The 24,844-nt window shown below is 49.5% G+C and carries 18 protein-coding genes and 1 pseudogene; 17 read left to right on the plus strand and 2 right to left on the minus strand.

Annotated elements, in window-relative coordinates; translation table 11 throughout:
- Positions 1–131 precede the first annotated feature (131 nt).
- From EZV61_RS09500 to tnpC, 16 genes and pseudogenes are all read left to right on the plus strand, one after another.
- Complete coding sequence (locus tag EZV61_RS09500) at positions 132–2,804, plus strand: HzsA-related protein (protein ID WP_240695178.1); 2,673 nt, start codon at positions 132–134, stop codon at positions 2,802–2,804.
- An 8-nt stretch (positions 2,805–2,812) separates the two neighbouring features.
- Positions 2,813–3,631: an outer membrane beta-barrel protein gene (locus EZV61_RS09505; RefSeq protein WP_131415252.1), complete on the plus strand. Its 819-nt coding sequence runs from the start codon at positions 2,813–2,815 to the stop codon at positions 3,629–3,631.
- Positions 3,601–4,224, plus strand: a complete 624-nt coding sequence (locus EZV61_RS09510; protein ID WP_131415254.1) for an outer membrane beta-barrel domain-containing protein — start codon at positions 3,601–3,603, stop codon at positions 4,222–4,224. Before EZV61_RS09505 ends, EZV61_RS09510 begins: the two co-directional genes overlap by 31 nt.
- 11 nt (positions 4,225–4,235) lie before the next feature.
- Complete coding sequence (locus EZV61_RS09515; RefSeq protein WP_114338329.1) at positions 4,236–4,730, plus strand: TlpA family protein disulfide reductase; 495 nt, start codon at positions 4,236–4,238, stop codon at positions 4,728–4,730.
- 3 nt (positions 4,731–4,733) lie between these two features.
- On the plus strand, positions 4,734–4,955 hold the full coding sequence (locus EZV61_RS09520) for a DUF4266 domain-containing protein (RefSeq protein WP_114338330.1): 222 nt from the start codon (positions 4,734–4,736) through the stop codon (positions 4,953–4,955).
- Positions 4,921–6,081, plus strand: coding sequence for a DUF3570 domain-containing protein (locus EZV61_RS09525; RefSeq protein WP_131415256.1), 1,161 nt, complete (start codon positions 4,921–4,923; stop codon positions 6,079–6,081). The genes EZV61_RS09520 and EZV61_RS09525 overlap by 35 nt, the downstream gene beginning before the upstream one ends.
- A gap of 16 nt (positions 6,082–6,097) precedes the next feature.
- The gene (locus EZV61_RS09530; protein WP_205695358.1) at positions 6,098–6,637 is read left to right on the plus strand and encodes an AraC family transcriptional regulator; all 540 of its coding nucleotides are present in this window, start codon (positions 6,098–6,100) and stop codon (positions 6,635–6,637) included.
- Positions 6,628–8,691, plus strand: coding sequence for a hypothetical protein (locus EZV61_RS09535; RefSeq protein WP_131415258.1), 2,064 nt, complete (start codon positions 6,628–6,630; stop codon positions 8,689–8,691). Before EZV61_RS09530 ends, EZV61_RS09535 begins: the two co-directional genes overlap by 10 nt.
- A complete protein-coding gene (locus tag EZV61_RS09540; protein ID WP_114338333.1) occupies positions 8,688–11,630 on the plus strand; it encodes a tetratricopeptide repeat protein in 2,943 nt (980 codons plus the stop codon). The genes EZV61_RS09535 and EZV61_RS09540 overlap by 4 nt, the downstream gene beginning before the upstream one ends.
- Positions 11,631–11,655: 25 nt before the next feature.
- Positions 11,656–12,543: a tetratricopeptide repeat protein gene (locus tag EZV61_RS09545; RefSeq protein WP_165569567.1), complete on the plus strand. Its 888-nt coding sequence runs from the start codon at positions 11,656–11,658 to the stop codon at positions 12,541–12,543.
- Positions 12,540–12,845 (plus strand): hypothetical protein, encoded by a 306-nt coding sequence (locus tag EZV61_RS09550; protein WP_130566988.1) that lies wholly within the window; start codon positions 12,540–12,542, stop codon positions 12,843–12,845. Before EZV61_RS09545 ends, EZV61_RS09550 begins: the two co-directional genes overlap by 4 nt.
- Before the next feature lie 97 nt (positions 12,846–12,942).
- Positions 12,943–13,608, plus strand: coding sequence for a MotA/TolQ/ExbB proton channel family protein (locus EZV61_RS09555; RefSeq protein ID WP_114338336.1), 666 nt, complete (start codon positions 12,943–12,945; stop codon positions 13,606–13,608).
- Between the two features lie 3 nt (positions 13,609–13,611).
- A complete protein-coding gene (locus EZV61_RS09560) occupies positions 13,612–14,136 on the plus strand; it encodes an ExbD/TolR family protein (protein WP_114338337.1) in 525 nt (174 codons plus the stop codon).
- The gene (locus tag EZV61_RS09565) at positions 14,133–14,669 is read left to right on the plus strand and encodes an ExbD/TolR family protein (protein ID WP_170308603.1); all 537 of its coding nucleotides are present in this window, start codon (positions 14,133–14,135) and stop codon (positions 14,667–14,669) included. Before EZV61_RS09560 ends, EZV61_RS09565 begins: the two co-directional genes overlap by 4 nt.
- Positions 14,666–15,598 (plus strand): AgmX/PglI C-terminal domain-containing protein, encoded by a 933-nt coding sequence (locus EZV61_RS09570; protein ID WP_114338338.1) that lies wholly within the window; start codon positions 14,666–14,668, stop codon positions 15,596–15,598. Before EZV61_RS09565 ends, EZV61_RS09570 begins: the two co-directional genes overlap by 4 nt.
- A gap of 501 nt (positions 15,599–16,099) precedes the next feature.
- A pseudogene (gene tnpC / locus EZV61_RS09575) lies at positions 16,100–17,525 on the plus strand (IS66 family transposase).
- Positions 17,526–17,695: 170 nt separating this feature from the next.
- Here the strand turns inward: tnpC and EZV61_RS09580 are convergent.
- Together EZV61_RS09580 and EZV61_RS09585 are read right to left on the minus strand one after the other, a co-directional pair.
- Complete coding sequence (locus EZV61_RS09580; RefSeq protein WP_131415262.1) at positions 17,696–20,389, minus strand: fibronectin type III domain-containing protein; 2,694 nt, start codon at positions 20,387–20,389, stop codon at positions 17,696–17,698.
- 288 nt (positions 20,390–20,677) lie between these two features.
- Positions 20,678–24,466, minus strand: coding sequence for an ImpA family metalloprotease (locus EZV61_RS09585; RefSeq protein ID WP_420810810.1), 3,789 nt, complete (start codon positions 24,464–24,466; stop codon positions 20,678–20,680).
- Here EZV61_RS09585 and EZV61_RS19435 point away from each other — a divergent pair.
- A partial coding sequence (locus tag EZV61_RS19435; RefSeq protein ID WP_205695359.1) for a hypothetical protein occupies positions 24,416–24,844 on the plus strand: 429 nt, incomplete at its 3' end. The two genes, EZV61_RS09585 and EZV61_RS19435, sit on opposite strands and share 51 nt — an antisense overlap.

The following is a 24,844-nucleotide window of genomic DNA, read 5'->3' on the forward strand; positions in this document are numbered from 1 at the left end:
GATGCTGGAATTTGCCCATAGGCGTGTTCATAATGCCCGCTCAATAATTGCAACGAACCGTTAACATTTGTGCAATTAGTAGACACTAATGAACGTAATGCATTCATTTCTATTGAGATAAAGTGGGCGACATGAAGAATCTTGTTTCACAGCTGATGTCGGCACAGGCCAAAGTCGCGGTGGCTGTCTCTGCCGCGTTACTGGCAGTTGCTGGTTGTGGCTCAGACACCACTGTGCGTTCTGAATCCTCTGATCCTGTTGTTGTCGACTACCCGGTGGCGTATGTCGCTCGGTCGATACCGGTCGATGAAGATGGTGACCGGCAGAGTAACAGTATCCGCCGCCCTGCAGAGTTTTTCGCTGGTGCGCAATTGGTTCTCAAAGACCGGGCATCGGTTTCTGCTGCCGAAACAGTCCTCACCGAGGGAGTGTTTGAAGAGGGCGCGCTTTATGATGTCAAAGATCTCACCGTATCGGTCGATGGCAACCAACTGCTGTTTGCCATGCGAGCACCAGAGATTGAAGATGCTGATGACGAAGACCAACCTAAATGGAATCTCTGGATTTATGATCGTGTCGAACAGCTGATACGTCCGGTGATCAGCGATCCGCTGACTGCTGAAGCTGGTCATGATATCGCCCCCCGTTTTTTACCCGATGGTCGTATCGTTTTCACATCCACCCGTCAGCGAACTGCTCGAGCTATTTTACTGGATGAAGGTAAGCCACAGTTTACTGCCTTAGATGAAGACCGTCGTGAGTCTGCGTTTCAACTCCACGTGATGAATGATGATGGCAGTGACATCCAGCAGCTGAGCTTTAATCCGAGTCACGATCTGGATCCTGTGGTGTTGGATGATGGCACTATCATCTATACCCGCTGGGACAATATGGGCTCCCGCAGTGCCACCCATCTTTATCGCATGCGTCAGGATGGCAGTGGTAATGAATTTCTCTATGGCTGGCATAGTCACAATGTGGGCACCGATGGTGATCGCGTTGATTACGCAGAGCCGCAACAAACCTATGATGGCCAGTTGATGCTCATGCTGCGCCGCACTGAAAATGAGTTCAGTGGTGGTGAATTGGTTTATCTGAATACCGATGACTATACAGAGCTTGAGACGCCTATCGCGGATGCTCCGCCCGGCGAGGCACAAGTCTCAGCGAGTTACGGCCTGATCCGTACCGACGAAGAGATCTCTGTGGGTGGACGTATGCTGAGTGCTTTTCCTCTGGTGGATGGTACAGCACGTATGCTGATCAGTTGGAGTCCGTGCCTGTTAGAGCAGGCGGAAGATCCCGATGCCGCTGAAGGCGCAGAGCCTTTACCCAAGTTACCCTGCACCGAAGATAACTTAGCCTTGGAAGGGGTGACCGAAGCCGCTCCCGCTTATGGCTTATGGATTTATGACATTACCCAAGGGACACAGCAGCCTATCGTTCCTGTCACTGAGGGGATGTTTTTCACCGATCCAGTAGTATTGCAGGAGCGTCCGCGCCCTAGCTTTAGTGAGGGTGAAAAGGATGAAACATTGGTCGAAGAGATCGCTGGGGTTATCCATATTCGCAGCGTCTATGATTTTGATGGCTTAGATACGGTAGGGATCACCACTATGCGCGACCCTGCGCAGACCACAGCGGATGATCGTCCAGCCAGATTCCTGCGCATCGTGAAGAGTGTTTCTATGCCCGACGATGACGTCGTGGATCTGCCTAATACTGCTTTTGGCCGCAGCGCCGGACAGTTGATGCGGGAGATTATTGGCTACGCACCGATCGAGCCTGATGGCTCGGTGAAAGTAAAAGTGCCAGCCAATGTGCCTTTGGCACTGAGCATTGTTGATGGTGAAACTATGCGGGTAGGTGGTCGCCACCAGCACTGGATCACCCTGCAACCAGGTGAATCATTAGAGTGCGGCGGTTGCCACACTTCACAAAGTACCTTGCCCCACGGACGTGTGGATGCACAGGCACCGAGTGCTAACCCTGGAGCGCCGGAAACCGGTCAGCCTTTCCCTAACACCAATCCGGCACTGTTTGCTGATATTGGCGAAACCATGGCCGAAGTCGCCACTCGGATTAATGGTTTAGCAGCGCCTAACGCTAATTTGGTTTATGAAGATATCTGGACCGATCCTGCGGTGCGTGCGCCGGATGCGCCACAGGCATGGGCATATACAGATATGGGCACCATAGCGCCTGAAGGAGCTGAATGCTTTGAACGCTGGACCGCCTATTGCCGCCTGCAGATAAACTATCCCGTGCACCTTCAGCCATTGTGGGACCGGGATCGTCAGATTTTGGACCCAGACACCGAAGAGTTGCTGCAAGACAATACCTGTATTAGTTGCCACGGTATTGCCGATGCGGACGGTGAAACGCAAGTACCCGCCGGACAACTGGATCTGCGTGGCGATATTTCTGCTGACGAGCCCGATCACGTAGTGAGCTACCGTGAGTTGATGTTCAATGACAATGAGCAAGAAGTGGAAGAGGGTGCCATAAGAGATGTGCTGGTGCAGTCTACCGATGGCGATGGTAACCCGCTATTCCAGACCGACGCGGATGGCGAGTTGATCTTAGACAGTGAAGGTAATCCTATTCCTATTCTTGAGACGGTGCCTGTTGCAGCGTCGATGAGTGTTAATGGGGCTGCTGCCAGTAATCGCTTCTTTGCCCCGTTTCGTGCGGGCGGCACCCACGCCGGACTGCTAAACGATGCCGAGCTACGGTTAGTCGCGGAGTGGCTGGATATCGGTGGTCAATATTACAACACGCCATTTTATGGCGCGGATAACTGAGGCGGTTGATGGAGAAGTTAGCCTTATTGGCCGCGTGTTTGATTGTGCTTATGTTGCTCACTGTGTGTCCAGCACAAGCTGCCCAGGAGCCCCTGCCGCAACCGCCAGAATCGGAGCAAGAGACCAGCTGGTTTGGTGGTTGGTTCAGTGCCGAAGAACAAGCACTGGCGCTGCAGGTGGCGGAGCCTTATATCGAGCTGCGCACCGGTCCAGGCCGTGGTTTCCCGGTCTTTCATGTGGTGGAGCGCGGTGGCGAAGTGGTCATTGAAAAGCGCCGCACGGATTGGGTAAAGGTACGCACCCCGCGAGATAAAAGTGGTTGGGTGCGCGCAGAAGATATGGAAAAAACCCTCGCTGATGGCGAGTTGGTGAGTTTTAACCGTGGTTCATTTGATAGCTTTCAACAACGGCGCTGGGAAGGGGGCTTTTCTGGAGGCGATCTGGAAGGTGCCAACTTATTGAGCGCCTACATCGGTTACGCGTTTACTGAGAATTTAGCGATCGAAATTACCGGCAATAAGGCGCTGGGAGATGTCTCCGATACCACACTGCTGGATATCGGTTTAGTGCATCAGCCCTTTCCCGATTGGCGGATATCACCTTTCTTTGGTATCGGTGCCGGTTTAATCAGTACCGATCCACATTCGTCATTGGTTGAAACGGAAGACCGCGACGATGAAACCCTGCATGCCACCGCAGGTGCACGAATCTACCTGGCTCGCCGATTTATGCTGCGAGCGGAATACAGACAATACATGGTGCTGACGGACCGTGATGACAATGAAGAGCTGGAAGCATGGAAATTGGGTGTAAGCGTTTACTTTTAATTGCAGCCTTGCTGCCGGTGTCAGGGTGGGTTGCCGCTGACGAAACTTTTGAACCTAAGGTTGAGCGCCGTCAGATCGACGAAGCCTTGATCGATGATGAAGATTTTCAGCTGGGTGCCTATGCGGGCGTTATCAGTATTGAAGATTTTGGTTCTGAATTCCTGTGGGGAGTTAAGGGCGCTTATCACGTCACCGAAGACTTTTTCTTGGAAGCCAATTACGGCAGCTCCGAGGCCGGTGAAACCAGCTTTGAACGCTTGTCAGGTGGGGCGCCTTTATTAACTGATAGTGAGCGTGACTACAGCTTCTATATGGCGTCAGTGGGATGGAATATCTTGCCAGGTGAAGCGTTTGTTTGGGATGCCTACAGCTTTAACAGCTCTCTCTACCTGTTGGCCGGGGTGGGCAGTACCGATTTTGCCGGTGACGACAATTTTACCATGGGGTTTGGTGCCGGTTACCGAGTGCTAATCAATGATTGGTTGGCTTTTGATCTGAGCGGTCATGACTATATCTTCGACCTGGATGTGACAGGCGAAGACAAAACCACACACAACCTGGCCTTTACCGCCGGTGTGTCGATTTTCTTCTAGAGGATAATACGATGAGAGCCTTTTTTATCAGTCTGTTGTTGAGTGCAACGTTTGTTTTTAGCGGTGCTGCTTATAGTGCTGAGTTAAAAATACCCGCGCCGGACTTCACCTTGAAATCCTCTACCGGTGAGAACATTCGTTTGTCAGAACTGCGCGGCGAGATCGTGCTGCTGAACTTTTGGGCGTCTTGGTGTGGTCCATGCCGCCAGGAGATGCCAGAACTGGAAGCATTAGCCACTGATTTTGCCGATCTGGGCGTTAAAGTGTTGGGTGTTAACGTGGAGCAGGATCCGTCAGAGGGGATGGCATTTCTGAAAGATATCACGGTGAGCTTCCCGATCCTGTTTGATAAGACTAATGAAGTGACCGAGTTGTATGACGTCGATTCCATGCCGACCACCGTGCTGATTGACCGTGATGGTCAGATCCGTTTTCATCACCGTGGTTATAAGCCTGGTTATGAAGACACCTATCGTCAGCAGATCAAAAGCTTGATCCGGGAGTAATTGATGAAACGGATTTTGCTGGTTCTATTTGTCTGCGTTGCTGCATCGGGCTGCTCCAGCATCAAGCCCTGGGTGAAACCCTATGAGCGGCAAAAGCTGGCGGATCCGATCATGAAGTTTGATAAGCATCCTATCGCCGCTAAACATAATGCGCACGTTTTTGAATCCCGAGAAGCGGCTCGTGGAGCCGATGGCAGTGGTGGAGGTGGTTGTGGTTGTAACTAACCTTCGTACACTGCTGGCGCTATGCCTGTGGTTGCCCTTATTTGTGCAGGCTGCTGTGCTGCCGGAAGATCGTGCCGATGTGTTGTACCACAGGTACGACGGCGGCGGAATGACCATTGATGGTCCAGCGGTGTTAGTGCGCAAGAGTGTTAGCGAGAAGGTCTCACTGTCAGGTTATTACTACGCGGATGCTGTTTCTGCTGCGTCGATCGATGTGGTAACCACCGCTAGCCCCTATACAGAAGATCGCGACGAATATAGCTTTGGTGTTGACTACCTGCACGGTAAATCCACCATGAGCCTAGCCTATAGCAACAGTGACGAGAGTGACTACACAGCCAATACCCTGTCGTTTGGTATTAGTCAGGATATGTTTGGCGATCTCACCACGGTATCTCTGGGATATGCCTATGGCTGGGATGATGTGGGGAAGAACGGTGAAGCGGATTTCGATGAAGAGATTGACCGCCGCAGTTATAGCCTCGGATTGACTCAAGTACTGACGGCTGAATGGATTATGGCCTTTAATTTTCAGGCCATCACCGATGAAGGGTTCCTGAATAACCCTTATCGTTCGGTGCGTTATGTCGACCCGACGGTAGCACAGGGCTACAGTTACCAAGCAGAGGTCTACCCCCATACCCGCACCAGCGTTGCCGCCGGTATCTCTACTAAGTATTACCTGCCATACCGAGCCGCTTTAGGTTTCGAAGCGCGTTATTTTGATGATGATTGGGAAATTCAGGCCTACAACGTGGGAGCTGACTATACCCACCCTATCGGTGATAACTGGGTCGTGACGACGCGAGTGCGTTACTACAGTCAGAGCGAAGCTGAGTTCTATTCTGATCTGTTTCCCTACAAAGATGCTCAGAATTATATGGCCCGAGACAAAGAGCTTAGTGACTTCACATCGATTACCGTCGGTGCCGGGGTGACCTACCGCTTGCCACTGTCTGGCTATACCGATTCGTTTACCGGCTCTGCCACGTTGGAGTGGGATCATATCGAGTTTGATTACAACAATTTCCGCGATGCCCGTGAAACGGGAGTCGGCGCCGGAGAAGAGGGGCTTTACTCTTTCGGTGCTGATGTCGTACGCGCGTTTATCAGTGTTTATTACTAGCGGAACGGAGAGCCTAATGGAAAATATCAGTATGAAAAGGATTGGTCAGGCGGTTGTCGCCACTATTTTATTGTTCACCGCTAGTCTCTTTAGCACTTTGCAGGCCGAAGAGCTGCCGTTAGGCGACAAGGTTGAGTCGCTCAAAGAGCAGGTGGTTAAACTCAACCGTGACCTGTTTATTCTTGAAGAAGACCTGTTATTCCCTGCCACCACACAGGTCACTGTGTATTTGTCGGTGGATACTGGCAAATTCTTCAAATTAGACTCTGTTGAGCTGAAGATCGACGATGACCGCGTGGCCGGTTACCTCTATACCGAACGTCAGGTTAATGCGCTTCATCGAGGTGGGATCCAGAGGCTTTACATCGGCAACCTGAAAGCCGGCAAACATGAAGTGACTGCTTTCTTTACCGGCTTTGGTCCCGATGGCCGCGAGTATCGCCGTGGTGCCACGTTGGCTTTTGACAAAGGAACTGACGCCAAAGTGTTGGAGCTACAGGTTCGCGATGAAACTGATACCTATCAGCCTGACTTCAAGGTAGTGGAATGGCAGTAAAGGTGACCTTGGCTATGCGCCAGCGCTGGCGTTGTATCGCGCTGGCGATGGCATGCTTTAGCGTATCCCTAAGCGCTGTTGCTGATGACGATGAAAAAGAGCATCTGCAAGCAGAGTTAGGCTATCGGGTGGGTCTGTTTGAGTACTATCAGGGCGATCCTTTGGCCGCTCTGACATTTCTCGAAGTGGATAAAGTGCGGACCGAGCAGCGCTTAGCCAGTCGCAGTGCTGACGCCTTGGCCGAAGATAATGCTGCGCGTGCCGATGCGCGATTGTTAGAAGCGGGGATCCGTTTGGGTTACGGCTTGCATCGCAGTGCGCGTGCCTTGCTTAGTCAATTGGTTGCCTCACCGACATTGTCGGAGCAGGGATATGCGGAAGCCAGCCTCTATCTAGCTCAATGGCTCTATCTGCACCAACAACCGGATGCTGCATTAAGGGTGTTGACCGATGTGCGCGGTCAGTTACCCGCTGATCAGGCACAACAAGCCGCTTATCTGGAGCAACTGTTGCAGGCCACGACTGGCAGTACCAGCGCCACCGCAGAGGTCAGCTATGACGCTGGCCCATGGCAGCCTTACTTGCTTTATAACCAAGGGATCGCCCATGCACAGGCGAAGCAGGCCGACCAAGCGCTAACGTCGCTGGAACAAGCGTTAATTCTACTAAGCCAAGGTCGCGCGGTCAGTGATGACAGCTGGCTAGATCTATTGGCGTGGAGTGCCTGGTTCCCACCAACGCCCTTGCCGCTGGCAGAAGGCGAGATCACCTCGTTACAGGATAAGATCCAGCTAACGCGTGCCAGGATCTATCGCCAGCAGGAAGATTACGATGCCGCGCTGGATGCGTATCAGCAAGTCTCGCTCGAAGGCATGGCGGCTGCAGAAGCCCTGTTCAGTTATGGCTGGACGGCGTTTAATGCTGGGCAACAACCCTTATCTATTACGGCCTGGAGCGCATTAGCTAAACGTGGCGACCTGAGTGCTGAGTTGCTGCAGGTGCATCTGGCTATTGCTTGGAGTTATGAGCAGTGGGGCATGCCGGGTCACGCACTGCAAAATTATCAGCAGGCGTCGCAAGCGTATCGTGTGGTATTGGCCGATCTTGAGCAGCAGCTAACGTCACTGGATCCTGAATCTCTGATGCAACGGCTATTGCCAGACAGTGATGACAGTTGGCTAAGTGAGCAGGATGTTATTCGTATCGCTTCATTACCACGTTTGAATGAGTTGATGGTGTCGCAGTCGATGCAATCGATGCTGATCGATGCGCGGGACCTGCGCTTACTGCGTAACAATCTATTGCGTTGGCAGGCGGATATGGATCAGTTCAACGCCATGCTGGAGGTGCGAGAGCTGTCTCGCCAAGCGCAGTTGCAAGCCTTGGCCGATGCACCCCCCAACAGCGAGTTTGAGCGTTTACGTGGTGAACGTGATGCGTTGGCTGCGCAATTGAACCAGTCGATGGATTCTCCAAAAGCACTGGCGAACGATGAAGAGTTGGCGATTTTAAAGCGCCTGACCCGTGCTGAACAAACGCTGGAAAAATTACAGCAACATCCTAAGTATGCCGCCTACGCGGAACGCGTTCGCCGGGTACGCGGTGCGCTGGACTGGCAGCTCAGTGATGATCTGGTGGCTCGGCAGTGGCAACAAACTAAGTCATTAAAGGCATTGGATAATCTATTACGAGAGTCGGAGCAGCGCTTGGCGCGATTGCAGCGTATTGTCGATGAGCCCAGCCAGCAGATCGCGCTGCAGCAGCGGGTCGTTGATGCTCAAGCTCGGCTCACGCAGCAGCTATTGGCGGTTAACACGACGTACGACGAACTGCGGCAACAGGTTTTCGGATTGGTTGAAAGCGAGCTACAACGTCAGCAGGTCTTGGTGAAAAATCATCTGGCAGAATCACAATTGGCGATCACCCGACTGTATGAGCATTACCTCAAGCTGCAACAGGATGCGATCATGGGCAAGCCGGCTCGCGAGTCCTCTGTACCAGAGGCAAATGCACCTGGCGCTGAGCAGCCTGCTGAGCAAGGGGAGGGAGTATGATGAAAAGGTCGCTTCTTGCCCTGCTTATGCCGCTGACGCTTGCGGCTTGTTCCAGCAATGATCCGCAGGTGGTAAAAACGCTTGCCGATCTGGAGCCAATTGAGCGCCAGCCGTTTCAACGCCCGCAGGTGGACGTGTCGACACAGGGACTGATCCACCAATACCAATCGCTATTAGAGGTCAGCGAAGATCCTAATGTGCGTATCTATGCCCGCTACCGTCTGGTTGATCTGGGCATGCTCCATCAAGAAGAGGTGCTGGCGGAAGACGCGAGCTTTAATACCGACTCCCTTGATGGCCTGATCGCAGATTATCAGGCGTTGTTAGCCACCTATCCGGATCAGCCCGATAACCACGCGGTGTTGTATCAGTTAGCTAAAGCTTATGATCTTAAGGGCGATCTCCCTGCTGCTTTTGCCACGTTAACCACGCTGATAGATCGTTATCCTGATTCGCCTCATGTGGCCGAGGCGCAGTTCCGCCGTGGTGACATCCTGTTCAGTCAGCGTAAATATCGCGAAGCGGACCAAGCATTCACTGCTGTGATTAAGCAGCCGGAGGCCAGCTCCTACCTGCTGAACGCCCATTATATGCGGGGTTGGTGCCGATTTAAGCAAACCCGTTATGATGCTGCGCAGCGCGATTACCTGTTTGTGCTGGATAACCTGCTGGAAGAACACACCACGTTAGAGGGATTACCCAAAACACGTCGTACCCTGGCAAATGACACGTTAAGGGTGATGAGTTTGACCTTTAGTTATCAAGCCGGTGGTGAAAGTGTGCGTACCCTGCTGGCGACGACAGGTAAGCGCTCCTGGGATCACCTGCTTTATCAGCATCTGGCGGAGTATCAGTTAGGCAAGGAGTTGTATCAACAAAGCGCTGATACCTACCTTGCTTATATCAAGGACAATACCGAGACCCTATGGGCGGCACAGTTCGACATCCGGGTATTGGCTATCTATAAAGAGGCGGGATTCACCACGTTGATCCGGCCGGAGAAAGAACGTTTCGTCAAACTCTGGGGCCAGCGTAGTGGGTTCTGGCAGCGCTCAGAGGTGGCCGTAAGGGACCAGTTAGCGCCTCACCTGCACGCTTTTCTGTTGGAGCTGGGGCAGTATTACCATGCCACAGTGCAACATCAAAAACAGGCGGCGGGCAAGGGTGCCGGTAGTGATGTGAAACAGCAGGTTGCGCAAGGTTATCAGCTTGCTGCTGATTGGCATTTGCAATTCTTAGATACCTTTCCGTTGGATCCGAAAACACCGGATATCCGCTTCTTGATGGCAGAAGCCTTGTATGAAGCCGGTAGTTACAGCGATGCGATTGCCGCTTATGAATTGGTAGCTTACGCGGCCGATGCTGAGCCGTTGTCTAATATCCAGCGTAGTGAAGCAAGTTACGAAGAGTTATTAGCTTACAAGTTGACCGGTTACGATGCTCAAGCGCCAGTTGCAGCACCGGCAATGCGTGCAGAAGCGGGTTATGCTGCGCTGGTCGCGTATCAAAAACTGATGCAGCAAGCCGAGGTGAAAGCATTACCAAAGGCAGACAACCAAGCGCTGCAATTGAAACGTATTCGCTCGCAACTGCGCTTTGCTGACCGTTTTTCTCAGGATAAACGGGCTAAGCAGGCACAAACATTGGCGGCACAATCTCTGCTCAAGCTGCAACGATATGACGAGGCGACTGAGGTCGCGACGCGTCTGTTGGCATGGCAGCCGACGCCGGATAACGCGCAGCAACGTATCGCCCATCTAGTGATCGGCCATAGCGCCTTTGCCAATGAAAACTTCGCGGTAGCAGAGCAGGCTTATCAACAGAGTCTGGCGCTGATGAAAAAGTCAGATCCACAGCGTGATGACACCCGCAAGAAATTGGCTGCTGCGATCTATCGTCAGGGCGAGCAGGCGGTTGCCGATGGCGACAAAGCGTTAGCGGTGAAACATTACCTGCGGTTGGGTGAAACGGTACCCGAATCAGGGTTCCGCAAAAATGCCGAGTATGATGCCGCAACATTGCTGCTAGAGCTGGAACGTTGGGAAGAAGCGGTAGCGATCTTAAATCAGTTCGCTAAGCGCTATCCTAAGTCGCCGCTGGTAGCTGACATTCCAGCCAAGTTAGCGTTCGCTTACGAACAGTCGGGCAATTGGCAACAAGCTGCCAAGCAGTATTTGGTTTTGGCAGATCGTGGCGGTGAATCAGCTGCAGACAAGGAAGCGAGCCGCCAATCGTTGTTAGCGGCGGCTGAAATGTATGAAAAAGCCGATGATCTCGATGGTGCAATTAACAGCTACCGTCGCTATGCGCACGCTTACCCCGAGCCTTTTGCTATGGCGATGGAAGTCCGGGCGAAAATGGCTGGTTTTTATCAACGCACAGGCGATGAGATAAAACGTAATTACTGGCTGAAGAAACTGGTGAAGCTTGATGCAGAAGGTGGTGATGAGCGCAGTGATCGTTCTCGTTATCTGGCTGCCTTTGCTGCGCAAGACCTGGCCGTACAACAGCAGCGTACCTTTGACAGCATTCGCTTGAAGCTGCCTCTGCGGAAGAGCTTGAAAAAGAAACGTGCGGCGCTCGATAAAAGCTTGGCAGCTTGGCAGCAGGTCGCGAATTATCAACAAGCAGAGTTCACCACGGAAGCCACTTACCGTATCGCTGAGATCTATGGTGCGCTGAGCCGTGACTTGATGGATTCTGACCGCCCGAACGGCTTAGATGAAATGGAGCTGGAACAGTACGAGCTACTGTTGGAAGAGCAAGCCTATCCATTTGAAGAGCAAGCGATTGAAGTCCACCAGGCCAATACTGAAAACGCTTGGCAAGGTAACTATGACGACTGGGTAAAACGGAGCTTCGAGGCGCTTGCTGAGTTGCTGCCAGCGCAATTTGATAAGCCAGAACAGGAGGTCAGCTTCAGTGACTATGCGCATTAATAGCGGACACACAGAGTTTTGGTCAATGAATAGTCGTTTGCTGATCCAACGTCGAACTGATGACCATTGTCAGATGAAGACGGGCACAGTCAAAGCTGGTTTACAGGCGGCGCTGTTGAGCCTTGTTATTGGTTTGTCAGGATGTGCGCAGTTGGGCGAAATAGCAGACGCTGACAGCGCGGCTACCGATACAACCACGGACAGTGCCGATGCGGTTGCTAGCCCAGAAGCCCCAGTTACCGCTGATGATGTCGCGGCAGATGCTGCTATCGCTAGCGATGGTGATGCACAAGCTGATGCTGCGACTGAGCCCGCGGAAGAGGTTACCCCGCCTTCGATTAATCCTTATCTGGCTTCAGAGCCGGTGCTATCAGCTATGGCCAAGGCCAAATTTGATGCTGCATTAGCCAAGGCCAAGGCAGCACAATCTGAGGCCGAGGTGGCCGCAGCCATTAAGGCGTTCGAAGCGGTGTTGGCCGAGCAAGCGGATCTCTCAGGCGCGCGGGTGAATTTAGCGCAGCTGTATCGCATGCAGGGGCAAACAGACACCGCAATGACCCAGCTAAAGCAAGCGGTTAAAGACAACCCGAATAATTTAGATGGCTGGAATTTACTGGGCGTACTACAACGCGAACAGGGCGATTTTACGGCAGCAGAACAAAGCTATTTGGAAGCGCTGCAGCGTTGGAATGATTACGCGCCAGCACACCGTAATATTGGCATCTTGTATGAGTTGTATATGGGGCGTTTTAACGATGCGTTAACACATTATGAAGCGTATCAAGCCCTGCAGGAGAAGCCCGAGCGACGTGTCAAAGGCTGGATCTTGTTACTGCAACGGCGTATTGACGCCGGCGAAGGTGTTGATAGTGCGGTGCCAAGTGAGCCTGAAGTAGCGGGAGAAGGAGCATGATGACACTGCCTAAAGTCATTGCTTTTACTGGATTATTTTCAATGGCGGCGATGGCCGCAGAACCTGAAATAGTGGAGCTGGAAAGTACCATTACCGGCTCTCAAGAACAGCCCAAAGTGATCTATATCGTGCCGTGGCAACAGCCTGCTGGCGCGAAAGAGATGGCACAACAGATCAATAGTTATCTTGATCGTAAGCCGTTGAGTTTGCTTGAGCGCCCCGTTTTTCTGCGACAGTTGCAACAATTTGAGCAACTTGAGCGAGATCAAAAACAGAAAGTGAGTCCCGCGCCGCAAAAATAGCGAGTGGCACCGGGTAAATGTTTAAAAAATGTTAACGACGGGTATGCTAGCCGAAAAGCATTCGTCTGAACGTGTATTTATTGAGGTTTAACAGACTATGGACGCATACAACACAGTGATCCGCTTCTTCCAGGAAGGTGGTCAATTCATGTACCCCATCGCGTTAGTGATGGTGGTTGGTTTGGTTATCGCCCTCGAGCGTTGGTTGTTTTTAAGCTCAACTGGCCGCGCTAACCGCAAGGCCGCCAAAATAGTGCAAGCTGGCTTAGCCACTGGTGACTATCAGGTGTTGATCAAAGGCGCAGAAAAAACCAAGGCACCGCTGTTGCGCGTGTTAGCGTCAGGAGTGAGCCGTTTGAAAGATGCGCATCGCCGTGAAGATGTAGAGTACGCGATGGAAGAGAGCATCATGGAAGTGATGTTGCGCCTCGAAAAGCGGACACAGTATCTAGCCACCTTGGCCAATATTGCTACGCTACTTGGTCTACTCGGTACCATTATCGGTTTGATCGCAGCGTTTACCGCCGTGGCTAACGCGGATCCGGCTGAAAAGGCCAACCTGCTATCACAGAGTATCTCGGTGGCGATGAACACCACCGCTTTCGGTCTGATGACTGCGATCCCACTCTCTATTTTCCATGCCGTGTTGCAAACCAAAACCAGTGAGATCGTTGATAGCCTGGAAGTGGCCGGTATTAAGTTGCTTAACATGCTTTCTTATAAGTCGAAGACCGATCCGGAAGCAGCTGGCAGCAGGGGCTAACTCATGAGGCGGTTAAGACGTCCGCAGAAAAAGGACGCTGAACTCGATATCACCTCCTTCATGAATCTGATGATCGTGTTGGTTCCCGTGCTGCTGTTAGGCATGGTGTTCTCGCACATTTCGGTACTGGATATCCAGCTACCGGAAGGCGGCGCAGACAACCCCGATCAAAAAGATCCACCCAAGCTGTTGGAGCTGATTATCCGTCAGGATGGTATGGCGCTGAACTACCCCGCAGGTGTGCCCTTAAAGCGACTGGCAAATAAAGAGCAAAGCTATGATTTTGATGGCTTGTCGCTTTATCTTCAGGACCTGAAAAGAGCGTTCCAGCAAAAAGGGATAGAAAAGCGCGACATCATTATTTTGATGGAGCCGGATATCGATTATCAGACCCTTGTTACTGCCATGGATACGGTGCGTTCATTTCGTGCCGTGGTTGTAGCCAGTGATGTAGATGCTGAGCTATTTCCCGAGATCTCATTAGGGGATGCCCCGGCAGCCGCTAAAGCGAAGGGGGCTAAACGATGAAGCAATCAATGCGTGCGCGTCGTATGGCTCGCCACCATCGCAAATTGTCTGGTGCAGCCTCCAAGCTGAATCTGGTCTCACTGATGGATATCTTCACCATTCTGGTGTTCTTCCTGATGGTGAACTCCTCTGAAGTGCAGGTGCTGCAATCGAATAAAACCATTAAATTGCCTGACTCTGTGGCGGAACAACGCCCCGAGGAAACCTTGGTGATCATGGTCAACAGTGACAACTTGGTTGTACAAGGCCGACCGATCGTTAAAACCAGCGAATTGATGGCAGACGACCAAGCGCTGATCCCGGCGCTGCAAACGGAATTGGATTATCAGGCGAAACGTCGTCCGGAACTCAGCGAGCAAGAAAAGAAGCTAGGGCGTCCGGTGACCATTATGGGTGATGCTTCTATCCCTTACGAGTTGCTGAAGAAAGTGATGGCCACCTGTGCCGACACCGATTTCAGAAGTATCTCGTTGGCTGTTAACCGTAAGTTCGTTTCTGACGAAGCTGCGGCAGCCGAGGAGGGCCAGCAGTGAGCATTCCTTTAGTCAGTCGCTCAAGTTTCGAGCTTAGTTGGCAACGTCGTGAAGTTGATGACCAACGCTTCAAACGGCTGTTGGTGATTGGCCTGGCATTGTTGCTGTGCGTCAGTATTGCCATCCCCTTTGTAAACGTGCCAGAAATTGAGCGCGAGAAGAAAGAGGCGCTACCACCGCAGTTGGCCAAGGTGATTATTGAGGAGAAGAAAACACCGCCTCCACCACCGCCAAAGCCAAAACCGGAAGAGAAGAAAAAGCCGGAAGAGAAAAAGCCAGAAGAGAAGAAACCTGAGCCTAAGCCAAAACCCAAGCCGAAAACTGCGGCAGAAGCGCGTAAAAAAGCGTCTAAAGCAGGCTTATTGGCGATGCAGGATGATTTGGCTGCCATGCGCGAATCCCTTGATGTCGGCGCACTGAAAAAAGACAAGCTGAACAAAGGCTCGGGTGATGCAGCGAAAACCTCGCGCTCATTGTTGGCGGGTAAAGCCAAGTCTGGCAGTGGTGGTATCAGTACCAGTGGCCTCAGTAGCGATGCTGGTGGCGGCACATTGGCTGGACGCGACACCATGATAGTGGAGGCACCGCCGGAGCTGGAAGACGAGCAGAAGAAAAAGCGTAAACGCAAAGATGGCAAAGCCGGCCGCAGTGAAGAGCAGCTACGCATGGTGCTAGAACAGGCCAAAGGCAGCCTTTACACGCTTTATAACAGTGCCTTGCGCAAAGACCCCACGCTGGAAGGTAAAGTGGTGTTTGAGCTGGTGGTTGAGCCCGATGGTAGTGTCAGTGCTTGTAAAGTCGTGAGCTCAGATCTCGACAACAAAAAGCTGGAACGCAAACTGGTGCTGCGCCTGAAGTTACTTAACTTTGGTGCAGAAGATGTAGCGCAAACCAAGACCCGTTGGTCGATTGAGTTCTTACCAAATTAAACTGCTGGTTAAGTTAATTGCAACATAGGAAGAGCGCCGAAAGGCGCTCTTTTTTTATCAACAAGATATATGTTTATTAACACCTCGGCGTTAAGGCTGACAGCTGCGGCGAGATAATGGGCTCATCACCTCATTGGCACCATGTTCTAATGCATGGGTATAGGTCTGTACCGGACTTCAGGAAAACTGAGCAACTGAATGATCAAGATGGCAATGAACACTGGGCGAAGCTATTCACTTAGCCGATGATATGGGGCTTTATTTGATTGGAAAGCTCACTCGAAACTGACGCAGAAAATAAGTGGCGATAGATATCATTGGCGTTGTTGCGTAACCGTTCACCAGCCCCCCATTGACTCTTTCAAGGGTAACCGTTCACCAGCCCCTCATTGACTCTTTCAAGGGTAACCGTTCACCAGCCCCTCATTGACTCTTTCAAGGGATCGGTTCCGATCTGAAAATGGGGCTTGTACGATCGTTTTTTCGTAGCAAAATAGTCCTATGAAAAAGAAAAAATGCTTTGTAAATGAGCCGCCTAATGTCGTCAATTTGGATGAGGCTAACCTGCTTATTCGAGAGCTTTGGGAAAAGCTACGAGAGTACGAAGATAAGCTAGCGACCAGCTCGCGTAACTCGTCTAAGTCTCCCGCGTCTGACTCGCCAGCCGCTAAGGCGGAGCGAAAAAAGCTCAAGCGCCTCGTGATGGAAATAAGGTTGGCGCTCAACCTGGCCACACAGGGCACAGACGACCTTTAAGCCCGCTCAAGTCAACCGATAAGCAGGTCGCTTGCTTGCCAGCAACCTGTTGTGCCGACTGTGGTAACAAGGTGGTTGCTAAAGCTGCACCGAGTTATCGCCACCAGGTATTTGAGCTCCCCAAACCCTCGCTGGATATCACGGAATATCAACTTTTCCATGGCCGCTGCCAAGGCTGTGGTGCGACATCGAAAGGGTCATTACCCGATACAGCACCGCAGGGACAGATGGGACCTAGGCTACTGAGTCACATTGCGATACTTGCCGGGCAATATCACCTGAGTGTGCGTAAGATCCAACGCTTACTCAAAGACCAGTTTGATACCCACTTTTCTACCGGGACGATATCTGAAGCGCAAGGACGAGTAAGCGCGATGCTGACGCCTACCGCACAAGCGTTACATCAGCATGTACGCAACGCATCTATGGTCAATGTCGATGAAACCACTCACCAACGTAATGATGAGCAGCGTACACGCTGGCTTTGGTTGATGACCAGTCCCGATGCGGTGTATCAGAATATCCACTACAGCCGTAGTCAGGAGATAGCGAAAAAGGTGATAGGGACCGCTTTCACCGGGGTGGTCGTGAGCGACCAATGCGCCAGCTATCACTGGCTTGCGCCTGACCGTCATCAGTTCTGTTGGGCACATATTCAGCGCAACCTGCAGAAAATGAGTGATTACAGTGGTCAGGGGCTCACCGCTGAATTAGGTCGAAAACTGGTGTTGCTATGTCATATGGTCTTTCGAACCCAGCACAAACTTGAAGCGCATACACTGGATAAACCCCGTTGGTTACGACGAATGCAACGGCTTCGTCGCCGCTTTTGTATTGGTTAGCCAGAGGTTCAAGTGTCCCCGCGCAGAAGTATGCCGGGCGCTGTCAGCATATTCTCAAATATGAACAGAGCCTGTGGACCTTCCTACATAAAAAGGGGATACCGCTGACGAACAACGAAGCGGAACGCTGTTTGCGCGGCGCCGTGATCATGCGGAAGATCTGCTATGGCACCAGTTCAGATCGGGGCGACAAATTTAGATCCCGGTTATTGTCGGTGGTTGAAACCTGCAAGAAACGCGGTTTGTCGCCACTTAATGTGGTGACAGCGCTGGTGTCTGCGGTCTTAAAAAAGCAGGCCTACCCAGATGTATTCGGCTTGGCGACCTAACGTCAAGCCCACTCTGGTGAACGCTTACCGTCAGGTAGTCAATTAACCCTAGGAAAGCCCATAGGACTGCGCTACCTAGAGGCTGATTTGATCAACAAGGCCTTAAGCCGCTATAAATATCTGCGCTTAATACACAGGCCAGCATGTTGCAAAAATAGGCAATATACAATTTAGTTACTGCACACTATAACTCTACCTGCACGGGTATAATGTATTTTGCCAGAACTGTAGGTGGTGGGGACTGATACCGCGACCGGCTCTCCAGTTTCAAATGAGCGACCCACTTGATCTGCATACTTCGCGTATTTCGTTTGCAAGTCCATCATATTTCTAGATTTGTAAGCTGGGAGTACACCTAGGTCCAAGCCTTTATCTTCACAATATGACAGAGCTTCTTCTGGTGTATAGAGAATATCTTGGCCATCAGTGTCCTTTTCCATATATATCACGGCATTAGTGAATTCCTGTTCTTTTATGCCAAATCGAATGTCATAGGTAAAAAATGCAGCCAAACTTTGGCTATCATCAGCACCTCTGGCATTGATTACGACTTCCATGGGTGCGCTTGGGAAAGGCATGTCAATGACCATCTGATAATGGTTTAAATTTTGATTGGTTTCTGCAATCGTGCGGGCGGGCAATGAAATGGCACCTTCATAAAAGAGCCATGCTTTATTTTCAATGCTTCTATCTAGAGTGACATCCTGCATTATTGCTTCATTGGCGTCATATATTTTTATAGAGTTAATGTCGTGAGATTTTACCGACACAATAAACTGATTGAGTTCGACTCGGTTGACAGTGCTTGCAAAATTAACATGTAAAGAGACACTGTCGGTACCTGAAATCTGCCATTGGGCCTGAGCAAAAAGGGCATTTTTTTCTTGAACCAGTTCAGGGGCTAAATAGTGGTAATAGCCATTGTTGCGGCCATAGGCGGTTAATACATCGGTCCAACCATAAGTCATTCCCGTATCGTGGCCAAAGCCATGATTATGCAATCTTTCATGGGAATAAGTGTTGCCCATTGTTGATTTAGCCTCTTCGATCCTGCTTCTAGATAACGCTAAAGAGCCATTGCCTAAGGTTGCCACACCGAGTGCAGAATGAGCATCATCAAGCATCCCGTAGCGTGATGTTGATTTATGAGTCAGCATATTGTGAAAGGCATGCTGAGCAAATTCATGATCACTATAGGTTTGACGATTATCATATTTTGCGTCAAAAATATAATCATCAAGAAACAACAGGTTAGTGTCAAAACGGTTACCTATCCACTTGTGCCTTATAATGAGATCAACAAAGGTCGCGGCTTGATCTTCGGTCAAGGGGTGAACCCAACCATCAGCGACTTCAGTTTGAAAACCCGTCATATTTAACTTCCAAAAGGGCGCTTGATCAATAAAGGCCAAGGTTGAATACTCCGATGAGGTAAATGTCAGAACGCTGTAGGGCTCAAGAACGTGATCGATAACAAAGTAGTTGTCATCCAGCTTGATTAAGGGTGAGTGTATTTGTCTGGGGCTGCGATTCGATACCTGTAGGTAGCCCTCTTTGTAGCTAACGGAAATATCATCCATATCAAACCCATCGCTCCAGCCATGATCAAGATAGTTAACATTTACTTCGCTCGCTTTGATAATGTAGCTGTCTTCGGTGTTAGCACATACGATGACTCGACCTGCATCAGCAAATTGTATTTCATCAGCATCATCGATTGTATTGACCGATACCGCGACAGGCTCTCTGGTTTCAAATGAGCGACCAACTTGATCGGCATAGACCGAATATTTAGCTTGCAGATCCATCATTGCTTGCGATTGGTAAGGTGGAAGAAGACCTAAATCCAAGCCTAAGTCTTCACAAAACGACAAGGCCTCTGTAGGGGTAAACAAAACATCCTGTTGTTCAGGATCTTTTACTGTATATACCATGGCATTAATAATAGCCTTCTCCATGACTCCAACAACAACTGGCTCGCCTTCAACTGTCGATGCAGAAATGCTTATTTGTGGAGAGTATTGACCTTCACTACTCACGGCGCGAAGGCTGTAAACATAGCTCGTATTGTGCTTTAAGTTGTTGTCGGTGTAGGTCAACACGTCAACAGCCAAGGTTTTGATTAAGCCTCCATCTCTAAACAACTCATAGGCACTGAGATACTTATTGTTTTGTCCATCAGTCCAGCTAAGTGAGATTGTATTAGTGCTTGCTGCACTCATACTCAACTCAGTTGGAGACATGGGCTCATAGGGTAGCTCTTCTGCTGTCGATGCAGAGGTGCTGGCTTTTTGTGAATATTCGCCCTCTTTACTGACTGCGCGAATGCTGTAAACATAGGCCGTATTTTGTTCTAATTGGGTATCGGTATAAGTAAACACGTCAACAGCGATACTCTTTATTAACTGCCCGCCTCTAAACAGTTCATATGAGCTGAGTAACTCACCGTTTTGGACATCACTCCATCGAAGCGAGATAGTGTTAGCGCTTGTTGCAATAATGTTGAGCTCAGTTGGTGCTAAGGGCTGGTATGGCGTTGTCGATGTAGAAGCGGAAGCGCTTATTTTATCTGAATATTCGCCATCGCTACCGACAGCGCGAAGGCTGTAAACATAGCTTGTATTTGCTTGTAATTCGGTATCGGTATAAGCAAACTCGTCAACAGCCAAGGTTTTAATTAACACTCCATCTCTAAACAGTTCATAGGCGCTGAGTAACTCACTGTTTTGTCCATCAGCCCAGATAAGAGAGATAGCATTGGCGCTTGCTGCACCCATACTCAACTCAGTTGGAGACATGGGCTTATAGGGCTGTTCTGGTTGTTCTTTTTTGATGGGCTTATCAGCACCACCACAGCCTGTCACACCTAATACTGCTAATAATATAGCAGCAGGTATTAATATTGACTTATTAATTTTATTATTCCTGGATTAGAGGTGAAAATCATATTGACCATGTTTATATAATACTGAAGTCACGACCAGTATCACTCTTGATGCAATTGATTTGAATTCATCATCACTGCTCCTTTTAAATAAAAATCGATATTCCTTTATTCCTAGCTTCTGTATACCTTTCGAACATTTCCCAGCAGCGTATTGCATACTGGGAAACCTTCGTAAAATTTCTCAAAAACTTATTTTTTTCTATTTCTAATCCATGGCGACATTTTTAGTTTTCCAATGTTGATTAGCCCCGCCATGGTTAGAGTAAAGGTGTACAGAATCGCTTGAGTACTGATCCCAAACACTGTTTTTGCCACTTTTTGGCACTATGGTTTTATCCTCTTTCAATAACCATTGTTGTGAATCGCTTGAACCGCACAGGCTAAAGAAAAAATTTGCGCCTGCGTTCATACCGCCACCGTCAATGCAGTAGGCAAGGTCCTTAACGGAGCGAATATATCCATCAGTGCCCCATAACCATTTTTGGCTGTCATCATCGCCGCACGCTGGTGTTTTAAGACCCGATTCAGTCACAAATTCAGAGCTCAAGGCCAAACATTTATCCTTTTCATCCAGTGAGATCTGTACGGGTTCAAGCTCTCCGACCGCGAATGAAAATGGCTCGCTGCTGGTGCAGTAGTCAGCATTACACAACTGTATTTTGTAGGTAAAAATACCCTCTTGCTTAAATTCCAATGAAACGTTACCGGACTGTTCGCTAGTATATGGCAGTACTTCATTTTGCACCTCGATGCCATTTTCCAGCAATATCAATTCGCCAGCGTTTATATCACCGCCGCGAGTCCATGCAATATTAGTCATCTCACCCACATCAAATTGAGTTTGTCCGCTTAATTCTAGTGACACTTGACCTGGCTTTTGAAATGGCCAAGGGGCTACGCCATCTAAAGGCAATATAAATAGTACTGGTTCCATATAGGATTGGTTTTCAGGTATATAAAACAGCATATCTGATTCAGGAAATTCATAGGCAAGCATTTGTGTATTGGCTTCATCTGAGTAAGATATCCCCCAAACATCAAAATAGCTTCGATAATCTCTTTTTGTTATCCAAGACAGAGAAAGCAACATAAAGTCATTGCCAGTGATAGAACTTGGCTTTTCACTGTAACTAGAGAAACCGAGTTTATCTTTGTCACTTTCCCAATCAACACTATTGCCAAATAAGCGATCATGGATATAGATCAGGGTAATTAATTGCCAGCCATCATCCAGATAATCCAACTGGTCACCCATGTGCATCAGCTGAATATAAAAGGCAAGACGTTCATGGAATAAATTGTCTGGGTCGACCCACAACTGGTTCTGTTCCCCATTATTTATCGCTTCTTGAATCATTTTAAATGCCTTTTCGTAACCTTCATCCCAGGTGTGGCCGGAAGCTGCAATACCATAGGTTTGGCCATAACGCATTCGCGCTCTAAGCGGGAAAATATTATTGGAGATTTCTCCTGACATACCGCCATTAATTTTCAAACGCTGAGGCTGTAGGTTATGACCCAATTCATGGTTCACCCCCCATTCTTGAGGTTCTAGGGCAAAACCAATGTCAATGGGGTTGCCTGAACAGGCTGAGCCACAAGCAGTATGCTTGTCTGAATTGATGTGTTGCACTCTAGGGATGCGGTGAATCGTCTCATTGCTGCAATCCCATTCATGCGCCATACAAAAATCCGTGATTTTTTGTGCCTGAGTTAAACCTTTACCAACGATACCAGCAAGCTCATAAGCTCCTTTCACCACATAGGTCCAAATATCCTCGACAAACTGTTGCATATCGCCTTTGTACACATCGTTGTTGCCAGCCTGACGCATGAAATCAGTACGTGAATGTATCTCGACAAAGGGGGTTTGGATTTGTGTCCAAGGCAATTCTGTTGTTTCTAAAGCGCGTGCATACTCATCCATTTTATCCATGTCATTAACAAAGGCATGCTCAGCTGCGCCCGAGATAGTCAGTTCAATCACATCACCGTCCGATGGAGAAAGCATGATGGTGCCACCATAAGGGCTGGTTAATGTAATAGTTTGTCCAGGGTTCAATTCTACCTGGTGGCTGCGTAGCCACTTGGGACGGTTATAGGCATCTCTACTTATATTAAAAACCCGAGTCGAAGACGTGCGCATGGTATTAAAATAAATTAGGGCGCCATTGCTGTTACTGTCGGTTCTGCTGATGGTCACAGCTCTGCCGGGAAGTGCATAAAGGCCTACTGCGGTAAAGTCTCCTCTTATATTTTTAGGTTGTATACTGATAGTACGATTCACGGTGGGATGACTGGCGGCTATCTGCGTACTAAAATCACCTAGGTCTGTTTGTGCAGGAGCTGCTTTTCGGTTGTAATATACTGAATAATCAGCAAATTGCGCTTTGGCAAACAGCGTGCCATCCACTTCTAAGCGATCGATCGGATAGCTTATATCACGGCGGTAGAGGTCGCCTAACAACACCAGCAGCTTGTTAATACTGTTGCCCCCTGTTTCAAAAAGTAGCTTTGCCTGACCATCCATAGAGCCAAACATGCTGCGTACATTCTCAAGGCCAGACATCAATTCACTCTGAAGCCCCTCAACCAAATTGCAGTTATTAGAACCGCAAACACTCCAGTCAAAGTAGAAATCTTCTTTACTAAGGTGATTTAGCATGATTTCTAGCGGAACGGAAAAACCGGCAGACATATCAGAATATTTGCCCCAGTTGGCGGCATCATTTTTGGTATTCCCTCCCTCTAGCGGGGTAATCAAGCCCAAAAAGGACAGTACTGTCGCAGTCAGTTCACTGGTATTTCTACCTGCCTGATGCAGATAGAGCAAGGGCGTGCCACGTTTATTGACATGCGTTAATGCTGTAACGACATCAGATTGACTAGATAAGTCTGGTATAAACTGGCTTCCCAAAACTATAAATTCTGCCTCAGCAAGGCAAGCATCAAGTCCATCGGTCTCATTAATACATAAGGTGATTTCCCAGTTGGGATAATGGCTGCTAAACCACGAACCAATGGCTCTTGATGTGCCCCCATTATAAAGTGCAATCGAAACTTTAAGTGCTTGACTTGACTCTTCAAGCTCTTGTTCAGTTAACCAGTTGAGTAAGTGTTGAAAGTGAGCTTGATACTCATCATATCCACTATTGAATGCAAAGATAGGGATTGATCCAAATGCTGCAACTCGTTGTTCGTCATTAATTGCGGCAGCAGCTAAATTTGCTCCATTATTGCCCACCAGCAAAGGAATGTAATTATCAATATTGGAAGGATATATGACGTTGGAATTACTGCCTGGCGCATAATTAATTTCCCCATCACCGTAAATGGCTTTTAGGTGAGGTGCATATTCTGCTTTTCTTTTCTGCAAGCTAGTTTGCACCTTATCGAGAATTAACAGGCTATCAACACTCTCCAGCACAGTCGAATCTCCCGATGCCAAAGCTGTTTGCAACCTTAATTCATTTTCTGCTTGGGTAGTTGCTGCAGATATGTTTATTTTATCGGAATATTCACCTTCACTGCTTAGTGCTCGAACGCTGTAAACATAGCTTGTGTCGGGTTTTAATTCGCTATCGGTATAGGTCAACACCTCAACAGCCAAAGTCTTGATTAACTCTCCGTCTCTAAATAGTTCATATGAGCTGAGCAACTCACTGTTTTGAGCATCACTCCACTGAAGCGAGATAGTTTCGCTGGTTGTTGCAAATATACTTAGCTCAGTTGGTGCTAAGGGCTGGTATGGTGGTGTCGATGTAGAAGCGGAAGCGCTTATTTTATCTGAATATTCGCCCTGACTACCAACGGCTCTAATGCTGTATTGATAGCTGGTATTGGGTTCTAATTCGGTATCGGTATAGGTAAATACATCAACAGCCAAAGTTTTGATTAACTCTCCGTCTCTAAACAGTTCATAGGCGCTGAGTAACTCACTGTTTTGGACATTACTCCAGCTAAGCGAGACAGTGTTATCGCTTGTTGCAATAATGTTGAGTTCACTTGGTTCAGATGGCTGCCCGCTATCGCTATCACCACCGGTATCTCCACCGCTATCACCACCGGTATCTCCACCGGTATCTCCACCGGTATCTCCACCGGTATCTCCACCGGTATCTCCACCGGTATCTCCACCGGTATCTCCACCGGTATCACCACCGGTATCTCCACCGCTATCACCACCGGTATCTCCACCGGTATCACCACCGGTATCTCCACCGGTATCTCCACCGGTATCACCACCGGTATCTCCACCGGTATCTCCACCGGTATCACCACCGGTATCACCACCGGTATCACCACCGGTATCTCCACCGGTATCTCCACCGGTATCACCACCGGTATCACCACCGGTATCACCACCGGTATC

Source organism: Corallincola luteus, from assembly GCF_004336975.1.
Classification (GTDB): Bacteria; Pseudomonadota; Gammaproteobacteria; order Enterobacterales; family Neiellaceae; genus Corallincola; species Corallincola holothuriorum.

Excerpts from the sequence above, each read along its gene's own strand:
- EZV61_RS09515 (WP_114338329.1), top strand. The coding sequence starts at position 4,236 with ATGAGAGCCTTTTTTATCAGTCTGTTGTTGAGTGCAACGTTTGTTTTT.
- EZV61_RS09525 (WP_131415256.1), top strand. The coding sequence starts at position 4,921 with ATGGCAGTGGTGGAGGTGGTTGTGGTTGTAACTAACCTTCGTACACTG.
- EZV61_RS09565 (WP_170308603.1), top strand. The coding sequence starts at position 14,133 with ATGAAGCAATCAATGCGTGCGCGTCGTATGGCTCGCCACCATCGCAAA.
- EZV61_RS09535 (WP_131415258.1), top strand. The coding sequence starts at position 6,628 with ATGGCAGTAAAGGTGACCTTGGCTATGCGCCAGCGCTGGCGTTGTATC.
- EZV61_RS09505 (WP_131415252.1), top strand. The coding sequence starts at position 2,813 with ATGGAGAAGTTAGCCTTATTGGCCGCGTGTTTGATTGTGCTTATGTTG.
- EZV61_RS09520 (WP_114338330.1), top strand. The coding sequence starts at position 4,734 with ATGAAACGGATTTTGCTGGTTCTATTTGTCTGCGTTGCTGCATCGGGC.
- EZV61_RS09530 (WP_205695358.1), top strand. The coding sequence starts at position 6,098 with ATGGAAAATATCAGTATGAAAAGGATTGGTCAGGCGGTTGTCGCCACT.
- EZV61_RS09550 (WP_130566988.1), top strand. The coding sequence starts at position 12,540 with ATGATGACACTGCCTAAAGTCATTGCTTTTACTGGATTATTTTCAATG.
- EZV61_RS09500 (WP_240695178.1), top strand. The coding sequence starts at position 132 with ATGAAGAATCTTGTTTCACAGCTGATGTCGGCACAGGCCAAAGTCGCG.
- EZV61_RS09560 (WP_114338337.1), top strand. The coding sequence starts at position 13,612 with ATGAGGCGGTTAAGACGTCCGCAGAAAAAGGACGCTGAACTCGATATC.
- EZV61_RS09555 (WP_114338336.1), top strand. The coding sequence starts at position 12,943 with ATGGACGCATACAACACAGTGATCCGCTTCTTCCAGGAAGGTGGTCAA.
- EZV61_RS09510 (WP_131415254.1), top strand. The coding sequence starts at position 3,601 with ATGGAAATTGGGTGTAAGCGTTTACTTTTAATTGCAGCCTTGCTGCCG.
- EZV61_RS09540 (WP_114338333.1), top strand. The coding sequence starts at position 8,688 with ATGATGAAAAGGTCGCTTCTTGCCCTGCTTATGCCGCTGACGCTTGCG.
- EZV61_RS09545 (WP_165569567.1), top strand. The coding sequence starts at position 11,656 with ATGAATAGTCGTTTGCTGATCCAACGTCGAACTGATGACCATTGTCAG.